Raw genomic sequence first — 17,684 nt, forward strand, 5'->3', positions numbered from 1 at the left:
CCTCCGTCGAAATCATGTTCGTGATCTCAATGCCAACCTAACTGGCTCAGGCTTCTCCCTTACACTTCACCGACGCTCGGTGATCTTGCTCTTGGATTCCTGCATCTAAAAAACTACGGAAGCCCATGCCGAGCATGTTTGGCGGCATCTCGACTCGCTCGATCACAGGCGTGCGTCGACCGTTGAGGAACACAATCTCGAATGCCGGCAGAACATTCGGGTTGGCGAACAGGTACCAAGCCTTGCCGCTGGCACCGGTGTAATAGCTGTCCGACAAATGCGGTGTGCTGATCACGCGGTACTTGTTCCGGTGAGGGTTGTCGACCGGGATCTTGGTCGGTGTTCCTGATGCATCGATCATCAACTGGGCCGAACCCATCAGCAGTTCAGCTTCGGTTTCCAGTTCGACCGGAACCACGAGGAACTCAGGCCGCACATTGATCGGCTTTTGATCCTTCCCCTTCGTACCGGGACCAGCTTTTTGTTTGCGGAAAGTGGTCTTGGCAACCGTTAGGCTGTCAGGACCGAACTTGGTGTCGGCACCAGTCAGCAGATTGTTGTTCCCCGAGGAGAAGAAGCTCTTGGGATTAGAGAGTAACAATGTGAAGAAGAGGTCATCAATCAATTCCGCACCACTGCGTCCCATTTGACGCGGGATATCCATGAAGGCGGAAAGATCATCATTGATGATGTCGTGCCGCGTCAGCATCAAGATTTGACCGTACGTGTCGGCCTTGTTCGAATACTTCTGTTCCGACAGTTTTCCGTGCTTCAGTTCGCCGTCGGGTGCGACTTGTTCAAATCCGCCCGTCCCCAACAAACGGTAGCGAGCCACTTCCTTGAAGTCCGACACCGTTCCAACACTACACAGATCAAACGCAGCGATCGGTGTGTTTGTGTAGGCCGCCAATAACGTCTTGTTCATCACGTTTTCCATGATGCTCGGTAGGCTCATAGAAGAGAAACCGGCGCGGATCGTGGCACTCCCGTCACCAAATACACGAGGAACCTCGATGCCTTCCATCCGAGCACACTCGGCTACGAGTTCTTTCAAGCCGATGTGCCGCATTGGATCGGCTTGGTTGAGCGTCCGTTCGCCATAGCTGGCCAATAGCGTCTTTTCGTCGATACCGACCGAAAGACACGCCGCGGCTTCGAGGATTTCGCGAGTGAAACTCGGCTTTGATGCCGATTGCTCAGGGACCTTCGGTCGTTCACTTCTCAGCACAGCAAGCTCCGTCTTGGTAACACTCCAGCCTTGTTCGATCGCATCGGCTTCAATCTCATCGTGTTTGCCGGCACAAATCTTTCGGATGCCCGCGATTCGGCGTGACTCGTTTGCCGCTTCGGCACGCATTTGGTCAACCGCAGATGGTTCTTGTTTCGTTTCTGGCTTCGTGCTCATGTTCAAACTTGCGTTAACGGGTTCGAGATCGTTCGTGTCTTCCGCGGCATCGTCGCCATCTTCGACATCAGCGTATTGGCCGGCAGCGACGCGAGCTTCCGTGTCATCGTCGGCACCAAGAGCGACGAAGCTCACCTCCCCAAGGGTCGATTTACGAGCGATGTAAACCGGACCAGCAATCTCGCGACCGTTTGCTTTCGCGGTCTTGCCTTCGGGAATGAAGACAACCTTATCGGCGCTCGCGCCGAGCGACGCCTGCCAAGGGAATCCGTTCTCGCTGGTTGCGATCACTTCCTTCGCGGTTGCTCCAACACCCGAAATCGTGCCGGTCACTTCCAACTTTGTCTCACTAATGGCGATGTCATCGGTGTGACCAACGATGCTGCCACGATCATGGTCCTTCAAGATTGGCCGTGACTTTCGCGATGCTCGAAGCCCCGACAAATCAACGACCACCGGGTAAGGCCAACCACCAAGCCGCATCGCGCCGCCGGTGTAAGCGGTCATCGAAAACTTACGAAGCGCCGGTTTTTCAGAACCTTCCTCGGGCGTGTCGGCCGCCTGCAACGCGATCGTGGTTGCTTCCTCGCAAACGATCCTTAACGAACTGGGGACCGATTCGGCTTCGACTTCAGTTTGCGTGGGGGACGTCTTCGGCATTGTCTTCCTTGACCTGGGTTGGAGAGAGTGATTCTTCATCGCTGGCGGATAACCCCAGCTGACGCATCAGTTCCATTTCTTTGGCACGTTGTTTTAGCTCCGCCTCCCAATCACGCCCCTGCCGCGCAAATTCGATGGCCAGAGTCGTCGTATGATTGGCGAGGCGGATCTTTTGGGCGTTCGCCTCCTTGGCTGGATCGACATGCTCGTGACCATCCCAAAACCATTGATGAGTCGTGTCGGCATCGAGAGTGCGAAGCGAATTCGGCAGATAACCTTCGATCAAAACGGCTTCGCGGAGCCAAGCGTGTAAGATGCGATCGAGTACCGCATGAGCGAGTTGCGACTGCTCGACGCGAATCGATTTGTAATAGGTTTGGTGATCGAGCCGCCCACTTGCATAATTATATCCGCTACTGTTTCCAGAGGCCACATTGAAGGGCATATTCAAGCAACGAGCGATCTCGTTGAGGATCTCTTTCTTGAACTCACTGTATGTGGTACTGGGTTGCTCACTACGCATTTGGGCCATCTTCCATCCACCAGGCATAGTCAATAGCATTCGTTTCTCAAGTTCGATCGGCTCGAATGGCTCCGCTGCATCCGCTTCACCGTTGGCGGGAGCATCTGTGTAGAGGATGCCAGCGAAGTCGGCGGCCGTTTCAGCCGCAGCAAGTACCGCCAATGTGAAGCGGCGCAGCTGTGCAAACAGTGGCAGGGCCGGCGTGATGTCCGGAATGCCACGAATCTGTCCCGGTCGATCGCAGCGGAAGTAGTGCAATACGCCGTTTGCGGGGACGGTGTCATAATCTTCGTCCGCCGCAAAGGTCACGTCGCCGGGATGTTGGCGAAGAACGTCGTAGCTGACCGGATTCCCGTCGGCGTCATACGTGATGCCGTCAATGTATCGTTCGCGATCGAGTGTTAGCGTTGGCGAAGCAACCTGATCCGCTTCGATCAGCCGCACATCCAGCTTCACCTTTGCATCGATCTTGTCGTTACTAGTCAGAAGCCCGAACGCTTCCCCATCGGAGACTCTGGCCAAACGCATCGTGCGTAGCTTTTCAGCCAGCCCAACCGACTCGGCCCAGGCAAAGAACTCTTGTTCCACGATTCGATTGGCATTGGCGTCTGGCGTCAGCATTTGAAGTCGCGGTCCCGTGCCGACCACGTCGTTCGCGAGCGTCAGCGTAATCCCGCGAGCGTAACTGTTGTTGGCGACCTCGTATCGCGATCGGTTGCGAAGCGTTCGACGTACATCGGGGCTGTTTGCCGACGCGGCCGATAGTCCATCAGCCCGCGACCAGTGCTTCATGTTGTCAAGCGTCGTATTTGCGGCGTCGTACTTGGCACGCAAACGCGAGAAAAAGGGCTGCCGGGGCGAGCGTCCAGAGGCGGTGGAAGGAGGCACATTCCCGCCGCGCAATTGCTCAATTATCCCTGACAAACGTTTCAGCATCCTTGCTTGTTCCTGTTGCCGTCCCCGGCAGCTCTTTTGGTCGTGTTGTGTGAAAGTGAGATCAGCCAGTCGATGGCGGCACGATCTTGTTGAACCGCAAGCCGCGATTCGGCTTGCGAACGGCATCTTTGCCCGCCAGATGCTTGTCAGCTGCGATTTGGTCGGTCAGCTTGTGCTGTTCAACCGATCCGGCATCGCCCGTCGCCTTCGCCGGCCCAGCAGCGTTTTCGCGAATCTCATCTTCGAGGTTGTCGGGCATGGATTCGCAACTTGGTTGGTGTAGGTGATTAGACTCTCTACCCCTTGAACTACTCCCACCCGAAGCAGACTGGCGGACCGCCAGCGAAAAAAGTCCAATTTAGCTATTGCCACTGCATTCCTTTTCCGTTCCCGAAGCTATGCCAAAGTAGATATGGTCGGCAGGGTGGCGGTCCGGCTTCATTCCGCGATCCCGGCGGCGGAACGCTTGCCGTACTAGTTTTCAGCCGCACTTGCACCTATCGAGATCGGCGAGCCTCGATTTCCTTTCCGCCTACACGAAGATGGCGTAGTCGGTCGTGACCTGGCAGTTTTGCCACCCCCTATTTCAGTCTTGTCCCCTAGCCCACATCGGCAAAATTGCCAATGTGAGCATCGAGTGGCGCTGGACGAACCGAAATAGATAGCGAGTTCCACCGCCAATGGCATCGAGGCGGCCACAATCATCGGCCGGCAAATTTGCCCGCGTCTTCTACAGCGTGGCTGAAACTGTTCCAATTATTGGTTTCGATGCCAGACGTTGGCTTGTCCTCCTCGCTTCCACGTATGCGTGTTGCCGTTGTTCGAAATGGTCAATTCGTCCGTTCCGGAGGCGCGGTTCCCCTCGGAATCCGTGGTGACACTGAAAACCTGCCACTTGTCTCCATTCTTCACATAATATGATATGATTGCGGTGCCGCTGCTAAATACAGTTTGCTCGCGAATTTGACGCGTCGATGGGTCAAAGAACGTTAGGGAAGAAGACGTCGCTCCTTGTTCGTCACGAAAACTGCTGGTGATCGCGTTGCCGTCGTCGGTCAAGACGTGCTCGCCGCTGACCTTGAGCTGGTCACCCTTGTTCGCAACGCCCGGAATATCTTGGAGAATTGTAATTTCGCCAGTCCATTGCCCATTCATCGCCTGCAGAAACTCGGCGAACTCTTCTTTCGTTGCAGTGTTCTTCGCCCGTTTGAATGTCAATTTCGGTTTTTCCTGCTCCTGGCCGCCGTGCGTCCAGCTCGTTGCGTTGAACGTCCACTCGTCGGGACCGTGGAACTCCATGCGGATTGTGCCGCGTATTTGTTCTCCATCTGGGGTCGCGCCGGCGAACTGCTCGCCTTCCCACAATGTGTCGGACTTAATGTCGAAATGGCGGTGATGGTAATACCCGTCATCCCAAAACTCCGACATGTGCACTTTCCTTTCCGAGCCGTCCCAACCGAAGACGCCCGAGCCGAGTGAGCGGCTGTCCGGATCGGACCAATTGGAGTTGAAGAGTATCGCGTGCTTACCTGGCGCCCAACGCATCGTCATGGTGGCCCTGGCTTGGCCTTCGGCGACGGTGCCGGTCATGTGCCACTTTCCCACTAGTGACTCGAACTGCTTTCGCAGTTGGTCAGGGATTGGATCGCCTTGCTGTGCCGAAACCGAGTACGAACTGAATAGTGCTAAAGCAACGAGAAGTGCAATTCGTAACATGACAAGTCTTCTCCAAAGTGTTGAAAACGTGAGGATACGCCGATTGGGCGGCATTTGTTTTGGCGCGACGAGCACGCTGAGTCAACTGATTAGTTACTGACACGTAGGATTGAGCTGCCCCGCCGGCCACGTCTTGGTTTACGGACGCACTACTCAGAATATCACACACTTATTGCCACGTGTTCTCTAGCAAGTGTCCTGCGTCAGTTAACCGCGATATCCCTGAATCTCGATTTCCTTCTGCACCCATTCACGGCGTAGTCGCTCGGGGGTTGGCAATTTCGCCACCCCCTATTTCAGTCCTGCCCCTAGCCCAGTTGGAGCCGACGTTTACTGCTGACGACCGAAACTTCCTGACAGCGATGCCTGAGTGCGGGGAATGAGACGACTCATCAAGCCGACTACTAACGTGGTTTGGCGAATGACATTTCGCTGCTAAATGCAGTTGGTTTCCTCGGCGTTTCGAGGGATCTGACGCTCGCTGAGTTGGGCTCTGCCGTGGCGGAGAAGAACACCCCCGAATTGGCCTTGGTGTTGCGGACCGAAGCGAGTTCTAGTCACTTTCTGGAGATCGTAGTTGAAGATGTGCTTGCTCGACGAGTTGCTGCCGCCACTGTCGCACGCTAGCTGGATCGATGTCGCTTGAGGGTGGTGCTTTTTGCCGATGCGGTTTCAAAAACATCGAAAGCTGGCACAGGCGAACAGGCTCGCGTCATGAGTGAGGTCCAGATTGGCGCGGCGGTCGTAAATCCCACGCGGAATTACCACACATTCAGCCCACGATAGAAAGTCGTGATGGAATGCCTCGAAAGGCGAGCTGCAACGTACCCGCCCAGTCGATATATTGGTGTGCATGACTGATGTTACTCAAATTCTTTACCAGCTTGAGCAAGGGGATTCATCCTCGGCGGACGAGTTATTGCCACTTGTTTATGAGGAATTGCGACGCCTTGCCGCGGCTCGACTCAAACACGAGAAGTCTGGTCAAACGTTACAGGCAACGGCCTTGGTTCACGAAGCGTACGTAAGGTTAGTCAATGTTCCTGAAGCTCAACATTGGGATAGTCGGGCGCACTTCTTCGGAGCCGCTGCTGAAGCCATGCGGAGGATCTTGGTGGAGCAGGCCCGACGGAAGAATAGCGTGAAGCGGGGAGGGGGACGGAAACGCGTGGACCTTGGCGACGTGGACTTGGCTGGTGGCGGGTTCGAGTTGGACGTGATCGCGCTGAATGACGCGATCGGACGACTGGAAGTCGAGGATTCCCGCGCTGCACAGGTCGTCAAACTACGATTCTTCTGTGGTATGACGATCAAGCAGGCAGCCGAAGCGATTGGGATCAGTCCCGCAACGGCTGACAATGACTGGGCTTTTGCACGAAGCTGGCTACGCGTGCAGATTTTTCCGGAGAATGAAGGAGGAAATTCCTGAATTTGTTAGGGAAAACTCGCATCATTATCGCATTGCCCTACACAGACATTCCCGCGTGCGTGACAGGAGCGAACCATGGCCAGCGACCATCTTTCCGACAAAGACCTTTTCAATATAGCCAGACAGCTGGATTCTCTGGATGCGGTCGAAGTCTATCTCGAGCAGGTCTGCGGCGACAACGCCGAGCGCTATGAGCGAATCCTGAAGCTTGTTGAGGCTGACAAAGGCGACAGCTTCTTGGAGAAACCGCTGGTTCCCGTTCCTGAAACGGTCGAAAGCCGCGATCCAGTTGAGTCGGAAGGAGAGACGATCGACAACTACGTGTTGCTTCAGAAAATTGGAGAGGGTGGATTCGGCGTCGTCTATATGGCGGAGCAAACAAGTCCGGTTCGGCGCAAGGTCGCGTTAAAAATCATCAAGCCAGGAATGGACTCCAAGGAAATTGTCGGCAGGTTTGAAGCCGAGCGACAGGCACTCGCGATGATGAGTCATCCGAACATCGCATCGGTGTTTGACGGTGGTTACACGCCCACAGGCCGGCCCTACTTCGTGATGGAACTTGTCCGTGGCGTATCGATCACTAAGTTTTGCGATGCAAAACGACTGGGGTTGGAACAAAGGTTACGGCTCTTGATGGACGTGTGCCGAGCGGTCCAACACGCACATCAGAAAGGAATCATTCACCGCGACCTAAAGCCGTCCAACGTGATGGTGACGTTTCATGACGGGACACCGGTGGTCAAAGTGATCGATTTTGGTGTCGCAAAAGCCATTAATCAACAATTGACAGACAATCTCTTTTTCACGCGTTATGGGCAGATGATCGGTACGCCGCAGTACATGAGTCCGGAGCAAGCAGAAATGAGCGGATTGGGCGTCGACACACTCAGTGACATCTATTCACTCGGTGTGCTAATGTACGAGTTACTCGTGGGCACCACGCCGCTGACCGCAGATGAATTCCGCGAAGCCGGGCATCTCGAAGTGCAACGGATGATTTGCGAACAGGAACCGGTACGTCCCAGCGATCGACTTAGTACGACCGAAAAGCAGCAGTTGTTTGATATTGCAGAACATCGTGGCCTGAAACCCGATCTGCTCGCCAGCCAGATTCGCGGAGACCTCGAATGGATCGTGATGAGAACACTAGAAAAGGAACGCGATCGGCGTTATCCGACACCACTGGATTTGTGTCGCGACGTTGAACGATACCTGGACAATCAACCCGTTGAGGCACGACCACCGTCTATGGTGTATCGCATGCGCAAATACGTCCGTCGACATCGGGCATTGGTTGGCTCGTCCGCAGCAATTTGTCTGACTATGATCGCAGCCACCGTTTTTAGCACGGCAATGTGGCGACACTCGGACGAGATGTGGCGTCAATCGGCCAGGGACAGAACTGCGTTGGCACACCAACGGGATGAAACCGATGCGGCTCGAAAGAAAGCTGAGTTGCAAGCTGAATTAAACAAGCAACTGGCCAAGAAATTGGCAGGACAGTTGTATCGCACACAGATCCAAAAGGCTTCCGAACTGGAGTTCCAGTTCGCGTACGACGACGCTAGAGAAGTGTTGGCCGAATGTCCCGAGAACCAGCGAGACTGGGAATACGACCGGTTGATGCATCTCGTGACGAACTTCGACTCGCCGATTCCCGGCTGCCAAGTCCCGCTCTTTCCAGGACGTGGCGATCAAATGGTTTCTATCGGGCTCAATGACAACGATGGCGGGCTTTGCATTTGGGACATTGAAACGCAAGAGTTGCTCGACGTGATTCCGGTCAGCGAATTGGAACTGATGATGAGCGCCCTTCACCCTGACAACCAGTTAGTGGCAGTGGCGGATCGAGAAGGAAATCTTTTCCTGGTAGATCTCGAGAGTCGTCAGGTGCGCCACAAAATTGATCGTGCTCATTCTGGTCGTGTGAACGGACTTGGATTCAGTCCCGATGGAAGCCGGTTGGCATCGTGTTGTCACGATGGCCAATTAAAGCTGTGGGACGTCGAATCGGCGATGATGCTCGCCTCCAAGGAGTTGAAAGATCAACTGCGCGGCATCGAATTTGATGCTCGGGGGCGGTATCTGGCCACAGGGGTCACCAGCACTGATGATGCAATCCCAAAAATCAGAATCTTTGATGCGGAGACTTTGGATTTCGTCCGTCATCTTAAGCTTGAGGGAGAGTACGCGAAGTCCATTGCCTTTGCGAAGTGCATTGCCTTTGCCTTTAGTCCATCCGGCGATTTTCTCGTTGGCGGTGGGGCATCGGGTGTTGTGATCTGGAACACAGAAACCTGGCAGGTAGAGCAAGACTTCTCCGGGCACCTCGACAACGTCAAATCGGTGCGATTTCGTCCTGATGGTGAAGTGCTTGCCGCTTGTGGGGATCACATGATCCAATTCTGGGATTGGCGTCTTGGAAAACTCACTCGAACAATCAAGAGCCCGTCATCCTACAACTGGTGGTCGAACTTCAGTCCAGATCAACACGTTTTCGCCTACTTCGACGACCGCTGCATTCGTGTTCATCGATTGGATAGTCACGACAAAGATACTAATAAACGGGTGATCGCGTTGGAGGGGCTTCGCGACGAATACCTTGTGGCCAGCGCTTTCAGCTCAGATGGAAACTGGTTTGCCGCTGCCGGGACCGATCGCTCCATCATGGTTTGGGATACCACGACATGGACGACCAAGCAGCTCCTGCACGGACACCAATCCACCGTGCGAGAACTCGTCTGGGATCACGATGGATCGCTGTACAGCACGGATGCAGACGGAGTAGTGATCGCGTGGGATGTTCCTGCGGGAAAACCAAGCTGGCAGCACCGAACCAATGCTGATTCGCCACCCCAATTGGTACATTTGATGGCTGTTGCGCCGGGCAAGAGCAAATTGCTATTTGGCACGCCGGATCGGGGGATATTGGAACTGAATCGGGACGCTCTATCACAGTCGGATCTCGCTGAGCGTACTAGTAATGTCACGGCGCTCGCGTCCTCTCCTGACGGCCAGTGGGTCGCTTACGCAGCAGGGCAAAAAGTTGTCATCCGGGACTTCAACGGCCAGGCATCCAAGGTAACAGTTCGCGTTCCTGCTGGACGAACAAAAAACCTTGTTTTTTCACCCGATTCAAGGACCCTCGCAGGTCTCACCACAGATTGGTACTGGTTGTTCGATTTAGAGTCAGGGGAGTTGAAATGGAAAAAAAGGCATTCCAGGTATGTTTGGGGGCTTGCTTTCTCTAAGAGCGGAAAACGATTGTTCTTAATGCCGGATATGGAAGACTATTCGGCAATGATCCTTGATTCGAATGACGGAAATGTCATCTACGAGTGGGCTAAACAGGGTAGCTATGGATTGGCTTACGACCCCACCAACGAAACCGTTGCCTGTATCGGTGCAGAAGGAAAGATTCAAATCTTTGAGGCCAGCGAACGCCATCGCCCGACAGTTCCTGAGTTCGCCAAGTCCAATCCGACCGAGCAGCACGAGATTCCGTATCGAATGCAGACCGAAAGCCGCAAGATCCTGTTTAGACAGAACAGCGAACGGTATATGGAAGCACTTGAATTGGCAACAAAAGCCACGAAGTGTGTGCCTGACTGTCCAGAATATGAATTTACAAAAGGCGTGGCTCTGTTCCGTTCAGGACATCTGAAAGAAGCCGATGAGGCTCTGAAGGGGCTCGAAGGTGTTCAGTGGAATCACATCGATAATGATGCTCTTGGGACAGCGTTCGGCCTACAAGTTTACGCGAGAGCTGTTCGTTCCATCGTCCTGTATCAACTAGGCAATGCCGACCTTGCCCGCGAGCAACTAGAGTTAGCGCGAAAGGGAGTCCGCTCACTGCGTACAAACCAAGGGCCGGTCTATCGGATCGTAGCCGAGGCCGAGTCAGTGCTTGCTGAGAAGTGAAGCGGTGTACCATTTTCATGGAAACGAGTTGTGTCCGACTAACTACTGAAAGCAAGTCGAATTCGGTTCCATCGACCGGAGATGACTTCTGAGATCAGCAACGCTTCCGCTGCTGCATTTCCCGAAAGCTCAACCGCCCGCGAGTCCGTGAACTAGACACATCAGTTCCGAAGAGCAACGCACCCTGCATCGACGCTCCGACCGCACAGCCAACGAGGCAATCGAGCCAGTGATTGTCGGGCTGTTCGGGGCGGGCTTTCCATTCGTCAACGGTTCGGCCGCGGCCTTCGGTTTTGATGAAGTACTCAGCGGTGATTTGCTCGGCGAACATGCGATGTTGTTCGGCTCGGTCTCCGAAGACTGAGAGGCATCCTCGATCTCCCATCGCGACCGCAAGACGGGCGTGCGTGAACGACTTCCACCAGTTCGTATCGTAGATGACGTGCCGGATCGCTCGCTTGCCGTGAATCGAGGGGACTCGCCAGTTGAGACCAACACGATCGCCAGGTCGGCGTTTGTATTCGCTGAACGGATTCGATGAGGCGCCAACGAAGCGACCATGTGAGGGGAGCAGGATCGATGCGTGCGGACTTTGTCGGCAGAACTGGTAAACGACGTTGGTTGAATGGCCCCAGTTTGCGTCGATCATACAACGGCCGATCTTCATTGCCGCGCCGTCGTCACGCTGCCATTCACGGCCGAGTAGATCGTCGGTCAACGCATCGAGGCCAGCGTAGATGGATCCCTCGAGACCGGTTCCGTCGGCAACGGTAGCGAGCGTCTGGCGTGCATCTCGCAGCGTGAAATGGCCTCGCTTCTGATCAGGAAAAGTTCCATAATCGACGACATAGCCAGTAAAATCGTCCTCCCATGCGGCGACGACGTAGAACAGCAGCTTGCCTTGGACGTCGATGAAAGCGGTGAGGTGGTTTGCCGCGATGGGAACGCAGCACCGATCCGTTCCGTTGATCTTATTGGCGACTTGCTCGGCAGTGAGTTGATCGGCGTCGATCGTCTCAGCCGGCAATGGTTCATTTTGGTATTCGGCGAAAAATGCGGCTTCATCTTGCAGTTTTAGATTCATCGCGTGTTGAATCGCCGACAACTCGTCGTGATTGAAGCGTTCTTTCCATGAAACCTCGGCACCCTCGTCCATTGCCTCGCGGTTCTGTCGATAAAACTCGGTGCCAGTCGCGCCACCGTCGCCGGCACGCAAACCTTCGGCACGAATCTCGGCGTAGCGTTCCCACAACGTCTCGTTGGTTGGGAATGAATTGACCATTCGCGTCCGCGCACCGTTCCACTCGGGATGTTTGTCGCGATCGAGGATATTGTCGGCCATGTCGCCGGGGCGGATCACGGTGCATGGCATGATGCCCGAGATCTTCTTACCGGGTCCGGCGAGTCCGAGGACGGCACCGGCGAGGATGGCCTCGCGGTTTGCACACTGCGACAGCGACCTCGCGGACTCGTCCGTCTGCGGGTCATCCAACACCACGAGCGACGGCCGAACGGTCTTTCCGTCGGGGCGTTTGAATTTCATCCCGCGGATGCGGCCGGTCAAGCCTGCGACCTTGATGATTGCGCCGCTCGCTTTGCTGCCGGCGATTGTTGGTAGAACGACTTCCTTTGCAGTCCAACCGATTTGCGTACGTTTGCCCTGATAGAGTTGCCCGTTGGCTCGGTTGGAGATGCCGTCCAACGCCTGGATTGGAAAGCAAACCTCAGGGTAGTCGGCCAAGAGCAGTTCGTTGGCGTCGAGTTCGGTTTTGATTGATTCGAGCATATCGCAGGCATGACCTTCGTCACTGCCGATCAAGCAGACGAAGTCACGGTAGCCATTGAACACCGCCCAGATACACGCGACCTCCGCAAGCGAACTCTTGCCACTACCGCGTGCCATTGCCAACGAGAACAACCCGCCGCGAACGACGGCTTCTTCGATGCGTTCGATTACCTTCAAGTGGTCCGGCGACCATGCAAGATGAAACGTCAACGAGAAATACGCTTCGCAAAATGAACGAAAGCTTCCCGCGGCCTTCTCTTTTCGCTCTGAATTCTCAACATCAGGCAAGTCACCGATGTCGCGACCGGCCAAGGCGATCGCGGCGTTTCGTGCACGAGCCTTGTCTTTGACTCTGCTATACGGATCTACTTCGGCAGGCGGGGTTGGCGCATGCCGTTCTTGATGCAACCAAGCGCAGTAGCGGAGCAAATCGACGTGCTTTCCATCACCGATGCGATGCCCTGCTCGTTGACGGTGTCGGTACAGTTGGCGTTCACTCGAGACCTCGCCCAGACTCGTTGAGTTGAGCGTGCGAACGCATTCGCTAGGCTTTAGTTTCCGTGGGTCAATAGCCATTCTTCGTCTCCTGGGATGTCAACATGGATGCCAACCGTTAGGTACAATTTGGGATATGGATCCCGTAGATCGCGAAACGAAGAAATCCGATGACACGAAGAAGCGACCGAACAGGCTTCTTCGATCGCTTCCATTGGTTTGCATTCTGCTCTTTGCCGTCGGTGTCTGGGCTGTCGTGAATCTTCAACGCGGCATTCATTCGTCGTACTATGAATGGGGCGTCACGAACATCATCGTTTCGTATGCTGAAGAGCATGGTGGCCAGCCGCCGGCGAAGTGGGATGACCTCGTCGGCTACGAGTACTTCTCGCCCTATTTGCCGGATCCCAAGACAATCGACGCAGCGAAACAGAACGTCCGTATTGACTTTGAGGCAATGAAACGACTCCACGATGGCAAGATCGATTCGTTGGATCCTTCGGTGGTTCATCCAATTCGCGGGTTTGCTTTTCATTGGATCAACCCTGGTGCCGTTTTGAAAAGGTATTTCCAAGATGGCACCCTTCCACACGGTTCGTTCAATCGAGAGATGGCGGACGAGGCGAAACGCAACGCTGAACTCTATCCGATTCAATAGCCAGCTCTCTTGACTACGATTCATCGCGTAGCGTTTGATGCAGCAGCCAGGCCGTATACGCCACGACACTGATCGTTCCGTCGGCATTGGTTGGTGCTCCATTGGCGACGTCTTGTCGGATCTTTTCTTCGGCAATCCGTTGCCGATACGCCGACGACAAAAGCTTGGCAGCCACTTCAATCGACATCCGCCCTGGATCGACCGGCCCTGATGGGTTTGTCATCTCATCTCTCCGTGATTTGTGAATTTCGAAACGTCGGCAACACGTCGTTGCGTGTCGCGTCATTGGTCCATGTTTGCCTAGTAATGCGAGCATGTATTTCACGCGACAGTGGGCCAAAACTGGCGGCGTGTGGGGGTGAAAGGAAAGCTTAGGATTATTGAAACATTACTGCCAGAACTGAGTTGAGGTGTCCCGAAAGCCATGGCTTCATGTGTGTTAACGCAACCACGAAACACACACATAACCAACCAGCCTTCGGAGACCCAAACATGCACGCCAACAACATCGCCTTCGGTATTGAATTCGAAACGACCCTCCCCACCAATGACACAACGCCGATCGGCGGATACCACAACGGAACGCAAGTATCTTGGCTGCCGACAGGCTGGAAAGCCGAACGCGACAGCAGTATTCGAACGCTTGCTCCCAACCGCAAAGGATGCGAATTCGTATCGCCGAAACTTCGCGGCTACGAAGGGCTCCGCCAGGTCGAAGAGGCCCTCGACAAGATCAACGCGCACGGCGCGCGGGTCAACTTTTCTTGCGGCGTCCACGTCACGATCGAATTCAACGGAGACGCCGCGGCCCTTTCCCGCCTGATCAGCTTGGTCGGAAACCACGAACGAGCCATCTACGCCTCGACCGGAACGAAACGACGCGAACGAACCAACTGGGCCAAAACGGTCAAAGCCTACGGCAACAAAGACGAAGCGAAACGACGCTGCGAATCGGACCGCTACCACCTTTTGAACCTGACGCACATGGCCCGCGGCCGAAACCGAATCGAATTCCGGGCCTTCGCCGGAACGACCAACAAGGCCAAGGCCCTCGGCTACATCCAAATGTGCATCGGCTTGGTAGAACTCGCCTTGAATACAAATCGCTGTAGCGGCTGGGATTACGCCAAGAAGCCCGGAACCAAGAGTTGCTGGGATCGCCCCGGCGCGGGGGAAGGCGAAACGGAGCTCAACCGACTCTTCTACCGGCTCGGTTGGACGAAGGGTTGGTACAAGGGCAACCTTTGCAACAAACGGTTCGGTGAACTTTCGGCCGCCGACCAAACATGCGACTGGAAGGCGACCAAAACGAAGCTTTTGGAAATGGCCCGCAAGTACGACCGGGCGATTTGATAACCGACCAATCGCCAAGCATGTAACGCCGCGGACCGCAACGCGGCGTTTCTTCGTGTTCTCGCCGCAACGTTCGTCAAACGTCGCGATCTTCCGGTAGGTCAAAGGTAGGAGGCCATTGTGTTCCCTGACGCCACACGATGCGGTTGTCGGCCACGTCGGCGACATCCAGAAACATTGAAAAAGACTGCATGTTCCTCGCAAAACTTGCTTGAGGTGTTCTGAAATCCATGGCTGATGTGTAGACATGCGAAACGCATTTACTTTCACCGAAACGGAGACCCAAACATGACGCTCGAAACCTTGATCAACCTGTTGGCCGAATACGCAGAAGAACACGGCGGCGACGCCGAGGTACGGTTGATGACGCAAGAGAACTGGCCATTCGAGAACCGCATTGCCGGTGTGACCAGCGGCGCGGAAATGAACGAAGCGAGCGAAGATGACCCCAGCGAGTACTTCGACGACCAAGACGTGGCCGACGACGCGATGGTCTACATCGTCGAAGGTGGGCAGATTTGCTACGGCAGCAAACGGGCTTGGGAAACTGCTCGCACGAGCTGATCTCGGCCGGCGAAAAAGTGTTTGGAAAACATTCAAAACGTTTTCCGAACTTCGCTTGATGTTGCGGGCGATGCATGGCTCATGTGTGTCAACGCAAACGCATTTCCCCTTTCCAATAACGGAGACCCAACCATGGCAAAAAACACCGCTCGAGTTGAAGACGCTTACGTAACCGCGCATGTCCGGGCTTTGACCTTGCTCGAAGACCTTCACCAAATCGTCGAAGACATGCCGGCCCCCGACTCCGACCATCCCATTAATTGGGAACACGTCGGTTCGCTGCAACACCTTTGCGAGCGGCTCAAAGAATTGAAAGATTTCGTTGCTCCGGCCGGCGAATAGATTCTCACCCGCAACCTTTCCGCCACGCTCGCCAGCGTGGCTGTTTCTCGTTGAATCGCCGCCGACGTTAGCCCGTGTTGCGAGCGGTTGCCAACATGCGGCAGACCATGCCGACATCTCTTTCCGGCCCACAAACGCGAACGTCGGCGAAGCTTGAAAATATCGCAAAAGAGTGCGAATTGCTGCCGGACTTCGCTTGATGTGTTCCCAAGAGCATGGCTGATGTGTGTTAACGCCAAACGGCAAAACGATTTCAAAACCCTTTGCACGAGAGACCCAAGCATGGCCATGAACGAATCCCAAAAGACCAGAGCCGCCGCCCTTCGCACAGAGATGAAAAAACTGGACCCGGCGACCTACCAAGACATTCGCGAATCTTACTACCGAATCGCCGACAACCTTCGCCCCTTGGTCGACGCCCTCGAAAAGGCCGATGCGGACCTGGGACCGAACGGCCCGATCTTGGAAGAGCACTATATCTTTTGCGAGATGCTGGATCGGCTCAATAAGAGCGTCCTTGGCGCGATCGTATAACCCGCCGGCCAAAAGGCCAACGCCGCGGACGGATTCGCAGCGCAATTCACAGGGATGAAAGCCGAAACGCCCGCCACCGTTGTCGCGGGTGGTTCCCGCGGCCTGACGATGGCAGCCAACTACAAAACACGAATTGGAGAAACGACGATGAAGAAAACAGAAGTACGAATCGGTGGCGAATACTACGCGAACGTCACCAACAGGAAGGTGGTTGTTCGGATCGACGCGGAGAATTCCAGCGGCGGCTGGGACGCGACGAACTTGACGACCAATAAAAAAGTGCGGATCAAGTCTGCCCAGCGACTGCTTGGTTCGGCACGACAAACTCCAGCGGTTGAATCGGCAGAGCCATCGACTCCAACGCGTGCGGTGAAGAGGGTTAAGAAAGCGAAAGCTACAAACGTCGACCACGGTGAGAAAAAGCTGTCGTGTGTCAAAGCGGCATTGCAAGTCTTGGCAGATTCGCCCGGACCGATGAACGCTCAAGAAATGATCGCCGCGATGACCGAGGCCGGTTTGTGGGAAAGCCCCGGAGGCAAGACGCCCCACGCCACACTGTACTCGGCGATCCTCCGCGAGATGAAGAAGGGCGACGAAAGCCGGTTTATCAAAACTGAACGTGGTCGGTTCACGGCACGCGCGTAGGGTGACGCTGTGAAATTCATTTGCGACGTCCGCCAGGTCGCGGATTTGTTCGACGGAGAAACGGCATCGCCGAAACCCGACAGGGGCTACGAGTTGCGGTCGATTGCCGGCGACACTTTTGAATCCAGCGTGGTGGAATGCTTGGTTCGCCGCGGCGATTGCATCTACGCGCGGACCATGACTGGAGAAGAGTTCGCGGTGACGGGCACGAACGCCCACGTCTTGGTCCCACTCGCGTTCTGAACTGAACGCCGCCGACAACGCCCGACGTTCAAAACGTACGGGCGTTTGCTCGTTGATTGCATGACGATGCGAAACCCCTGAGCGACGCGACACGCGGCAACGTCGCGGGCCGACAGCCGCTCGCAAGAAACATGCAGAATCCTTCACATGTTTTGCGGTCCTAGCTTGATCTTTCGCCAAACCCATGGCTCCTGTGTGTTTGTACGAACGGTTTTGCAAAGACTCAAATGGAGAAACGATATGGCAAAACTTCAAACCCTCGCACCGCGGCCAATCGAGCCGACCGCGGCTTACGAGAACGCTCATCAAATTTCACGCGACTTGCTTCAACACATCGAGTTGCAGCTTGACCGAATGATTCGGCCCGACAACAAGGCACTTCGTTGGACGCACCTGCGTGCTTTGAACCTGATCAACGCTCAACTTTCGGAAGTCGCCGCGCTGGTCGACGAAACAAACAACGCTCGCAATTAG

The 17,684-nt window shown here is 55.1% G+C and carries 16 protein-coding genes and 1 other RNA gene; 11 read left to right on the forward strand and 6 right to left on the reverse strand.

Annotated features, from left to right (window positions below; translation table 11 throughout):
• Nucleotides 1-46 precede the first annotated feature (46 nt).
• The 4 genes from Poly41_RS10200 to Poly41_RS10215 form a co-directional block, all read right to left on the reverse strand.
• Nucleotides 47-2,065 (reverse strand): phage major capsid protein, encoded by a 2,019-nt coding sequence (locus Poly41_RS10200; protein ID WP_146526085.1) that lies wholly within the window; start codon nt 2,063-2,065, stop codon nt 47-49.
• Nucleotides 2,037-3,524 (reverse strand): phage portal protein, encoded by a 1,488-nt coding sequence (locus Poly41_RS10205; RefSeq protein WP_197231202.1) that lies wholly within the window; start codon nt 3,522-3,524, stop codon nt 2,037-2,039. Before Poly41_RS10205 ends, Poly41_RS10200 begins: the two co-directional genes overlap by 29 nt.
• Before the next feature lie 61 nt (nt 3,525-3,585).
• Entirely contained in the window at nt 3,586-3,783 is a 198-nt protein-coding gene (locus Poly41_RS10210; RefSeq protein ID WP_146526088.1) for a hypothetical protein, read from the reverse strand.
• 497 nt (nt 3,784-4,280) lie between these two features.
• Nucleotides 4,281-5,240, reverse strand: coding sequence for a hypothetical protein (locus Poly41_RS10215; RefSeq protein WP_146526089.1), 960 nt, complete (start codon nt 5,238-5,240; stop codon nt 4,281-4,283).
• 853 nt (nt 5,241-6,093) lie between these two features.
• Here Poly41_RS10215 and Poly41_RS10225 point away from each other — a divergent pair.
• Together Poly41_RS10225 and Poly41_RS10230 are read left to right on the forward strand one after the other, a co-directional pair.
• A complete protein-coding gene (locus Poly41_RS10225) occupies nt 6,094-6,669 on the forward strand; it encodes a sigma-70 family RNA polymerase sigma factor (protein WP_146526090.1) in 576 nt (191 codons plus the stop codon).
• A 75-nt stretch (nt 6,670-6,744) separates the two neighbouring features.
• Nucleotides 6,745-10,590 (forward strand): protein kinase domain-containing protein, encoded by a 3,846-nt coding sequence (locus Poly41_RS10230; protein ID WP_146526092.1) that lies wholly within the window; start codon nt 6,745-6,747, stop codon nt 10,588-10,590.
• A 94-nt stretch (nt 10,591-10,684) separates the two neighbouring features.
• Here Poly41_RS10230 and Poly41_RS10235 read toward each other — a convergent pair whose 3' ends face one another.
• Nucleotides 10,685-12,952: a terminase gpA endonuclease subunit gene (locus Poly41_RS10235; RefSeq protein WP_146526094.1), complete on the reverse strand. Its 2,268-nt coding sequence runs from the start codon at nt 12,950-12,952 to the stop codon at nt 10,685-10,687.
• A gap of 55 nt (nt 12,953-13,007) precedes the next feature.
• Between Poly41_RS10235 and Poly41_RS10240 the strand changes: the two genes are divergently transcribed.
• Entirely contained in the window at nt 13,008-13,529 is a 522-nt protein-coding gene (locus Poly41_RS10240) for a hypothetical protein (protein WP_146526096.1), read from the forward strand.
• Between the two features lie 13 nt (nt 13,530-13,542).
• On the opposite strand, the gene Poly41_RS10245 is transcribed toward Poly41_RS10240, so the two are convergent.
• The gene (locus Poly41_RS10245) at nt 13,543-13,752 is read right to left on the reverse strand and encodes a hypothetical protein (protein ID WP_146526098.1); all 210 of its coding nucleotides are present in this window, start codon (nt 13,750-13,752) and stop codon (nt 13,543-13,545) included.
• Between the two features lie 269 nt (nt 13,753-14,021).
• Here Poly41_RS10245 and Poly41_RS10250 point away from each other — a divergent pair, with 269 nt between their 5' ends.
• From Poly41_RS10250 to Poly41_RS10285, 8 genes are all read left to right on the forward strand, one after another.
• Complete coding sequence (locus Poly41_RS10250; protein ID WP_197231203.1) at nt 14,022-14,882, forward strand: amidoligase family protein; 861 nt, start codon at nt 14,022-14,024, stop codon at nt 14,880-14,882.
• A gap of 288 nt (nt 14,883-15,170) precedes the next feature.
• Nucleotides 15,171-15,446 (forward strand): hypothetical protein, encoded by a 276-nt coding sequence (locus tag Poly41_RS10255; protein WP_146526102.1) that lies wholly within the window; start codon nt 15,171-15,173, stop codon nt 15,444-15,446.
• A gap of 132 nt (nt 15,447-15,578) precedes the next feature.
• Nucleotides 15,579-15,788, forward strand: coding sequence for a hypothetical protein (locus Poly41_RS10260; RefSeq protein WP_146526104.1), 210 nt, complete (start codon nt 15,579-15,581; stop codon nt 15,786-15,788).
• Nucleotides 15,789-16,070: 282 nt separating this feature from the next.
• Nucleotides 16,071-16,322, forward strand: coding sequence for a hypothetical protein (locus Poly41_RS10265; RefSeq protein ID WP_146526106.1), 252 nt, complete (start codon nt 16,071-16,073; stop codon nt 16,320-16,322).
• 59 nt (nt 16,323-16,381) lie between these two features.
• Nucleotides 16,382-16,443: hammerhead ribozyme type II (locus Poly41_RS10270), an RNA gene on the forward strand.
• 26 nt (nt 16,444-16,469) lie between these two features.
• Nucleotides 16,470-16,967: a winged helix-turn-helix domain-containing protein gene (locus Poly41_RS10275; protein WP_197231204.1), complete on the forward strand. Its 498-nt coding sequence runs from the start codon at nt 16,470-16,472 to the stop codon at nt 16,965-16,967.
• A gap of 9 nt (nt 16,968-16,976) precedes the next feature.
• Nucleotides 16,977-17,210, forward strand: coding sequence for a hypothetical protein (locus Poly41_RS10280; protein WP_146526109.1), 234 nt, complete (start codon nt 16,977-16,979; stop codon nt 17,208-17,210).
• Nucleotides 17,211-17,450: 240 nt separating this feature from the next.
• A complete protein-coding gene (locus tag Poly41_RS10285) occupies nt 17,451-17,684 on the forward strand; it encodes a hypothetical protein (protein WP_146526111.1) in 234 nt (77 codons plus the stop codon).

The organism is Novipirellula artificiosorum (assembly GCF_007860135.1).
In the GTDB taxonomy this organism is placed as follows: Bacteria; Planctomycetota; Planctomycetia; order Pirellulales; family Pirellulaceae; genus Novipirellula_A; species Novipirellula_A artificiosorum.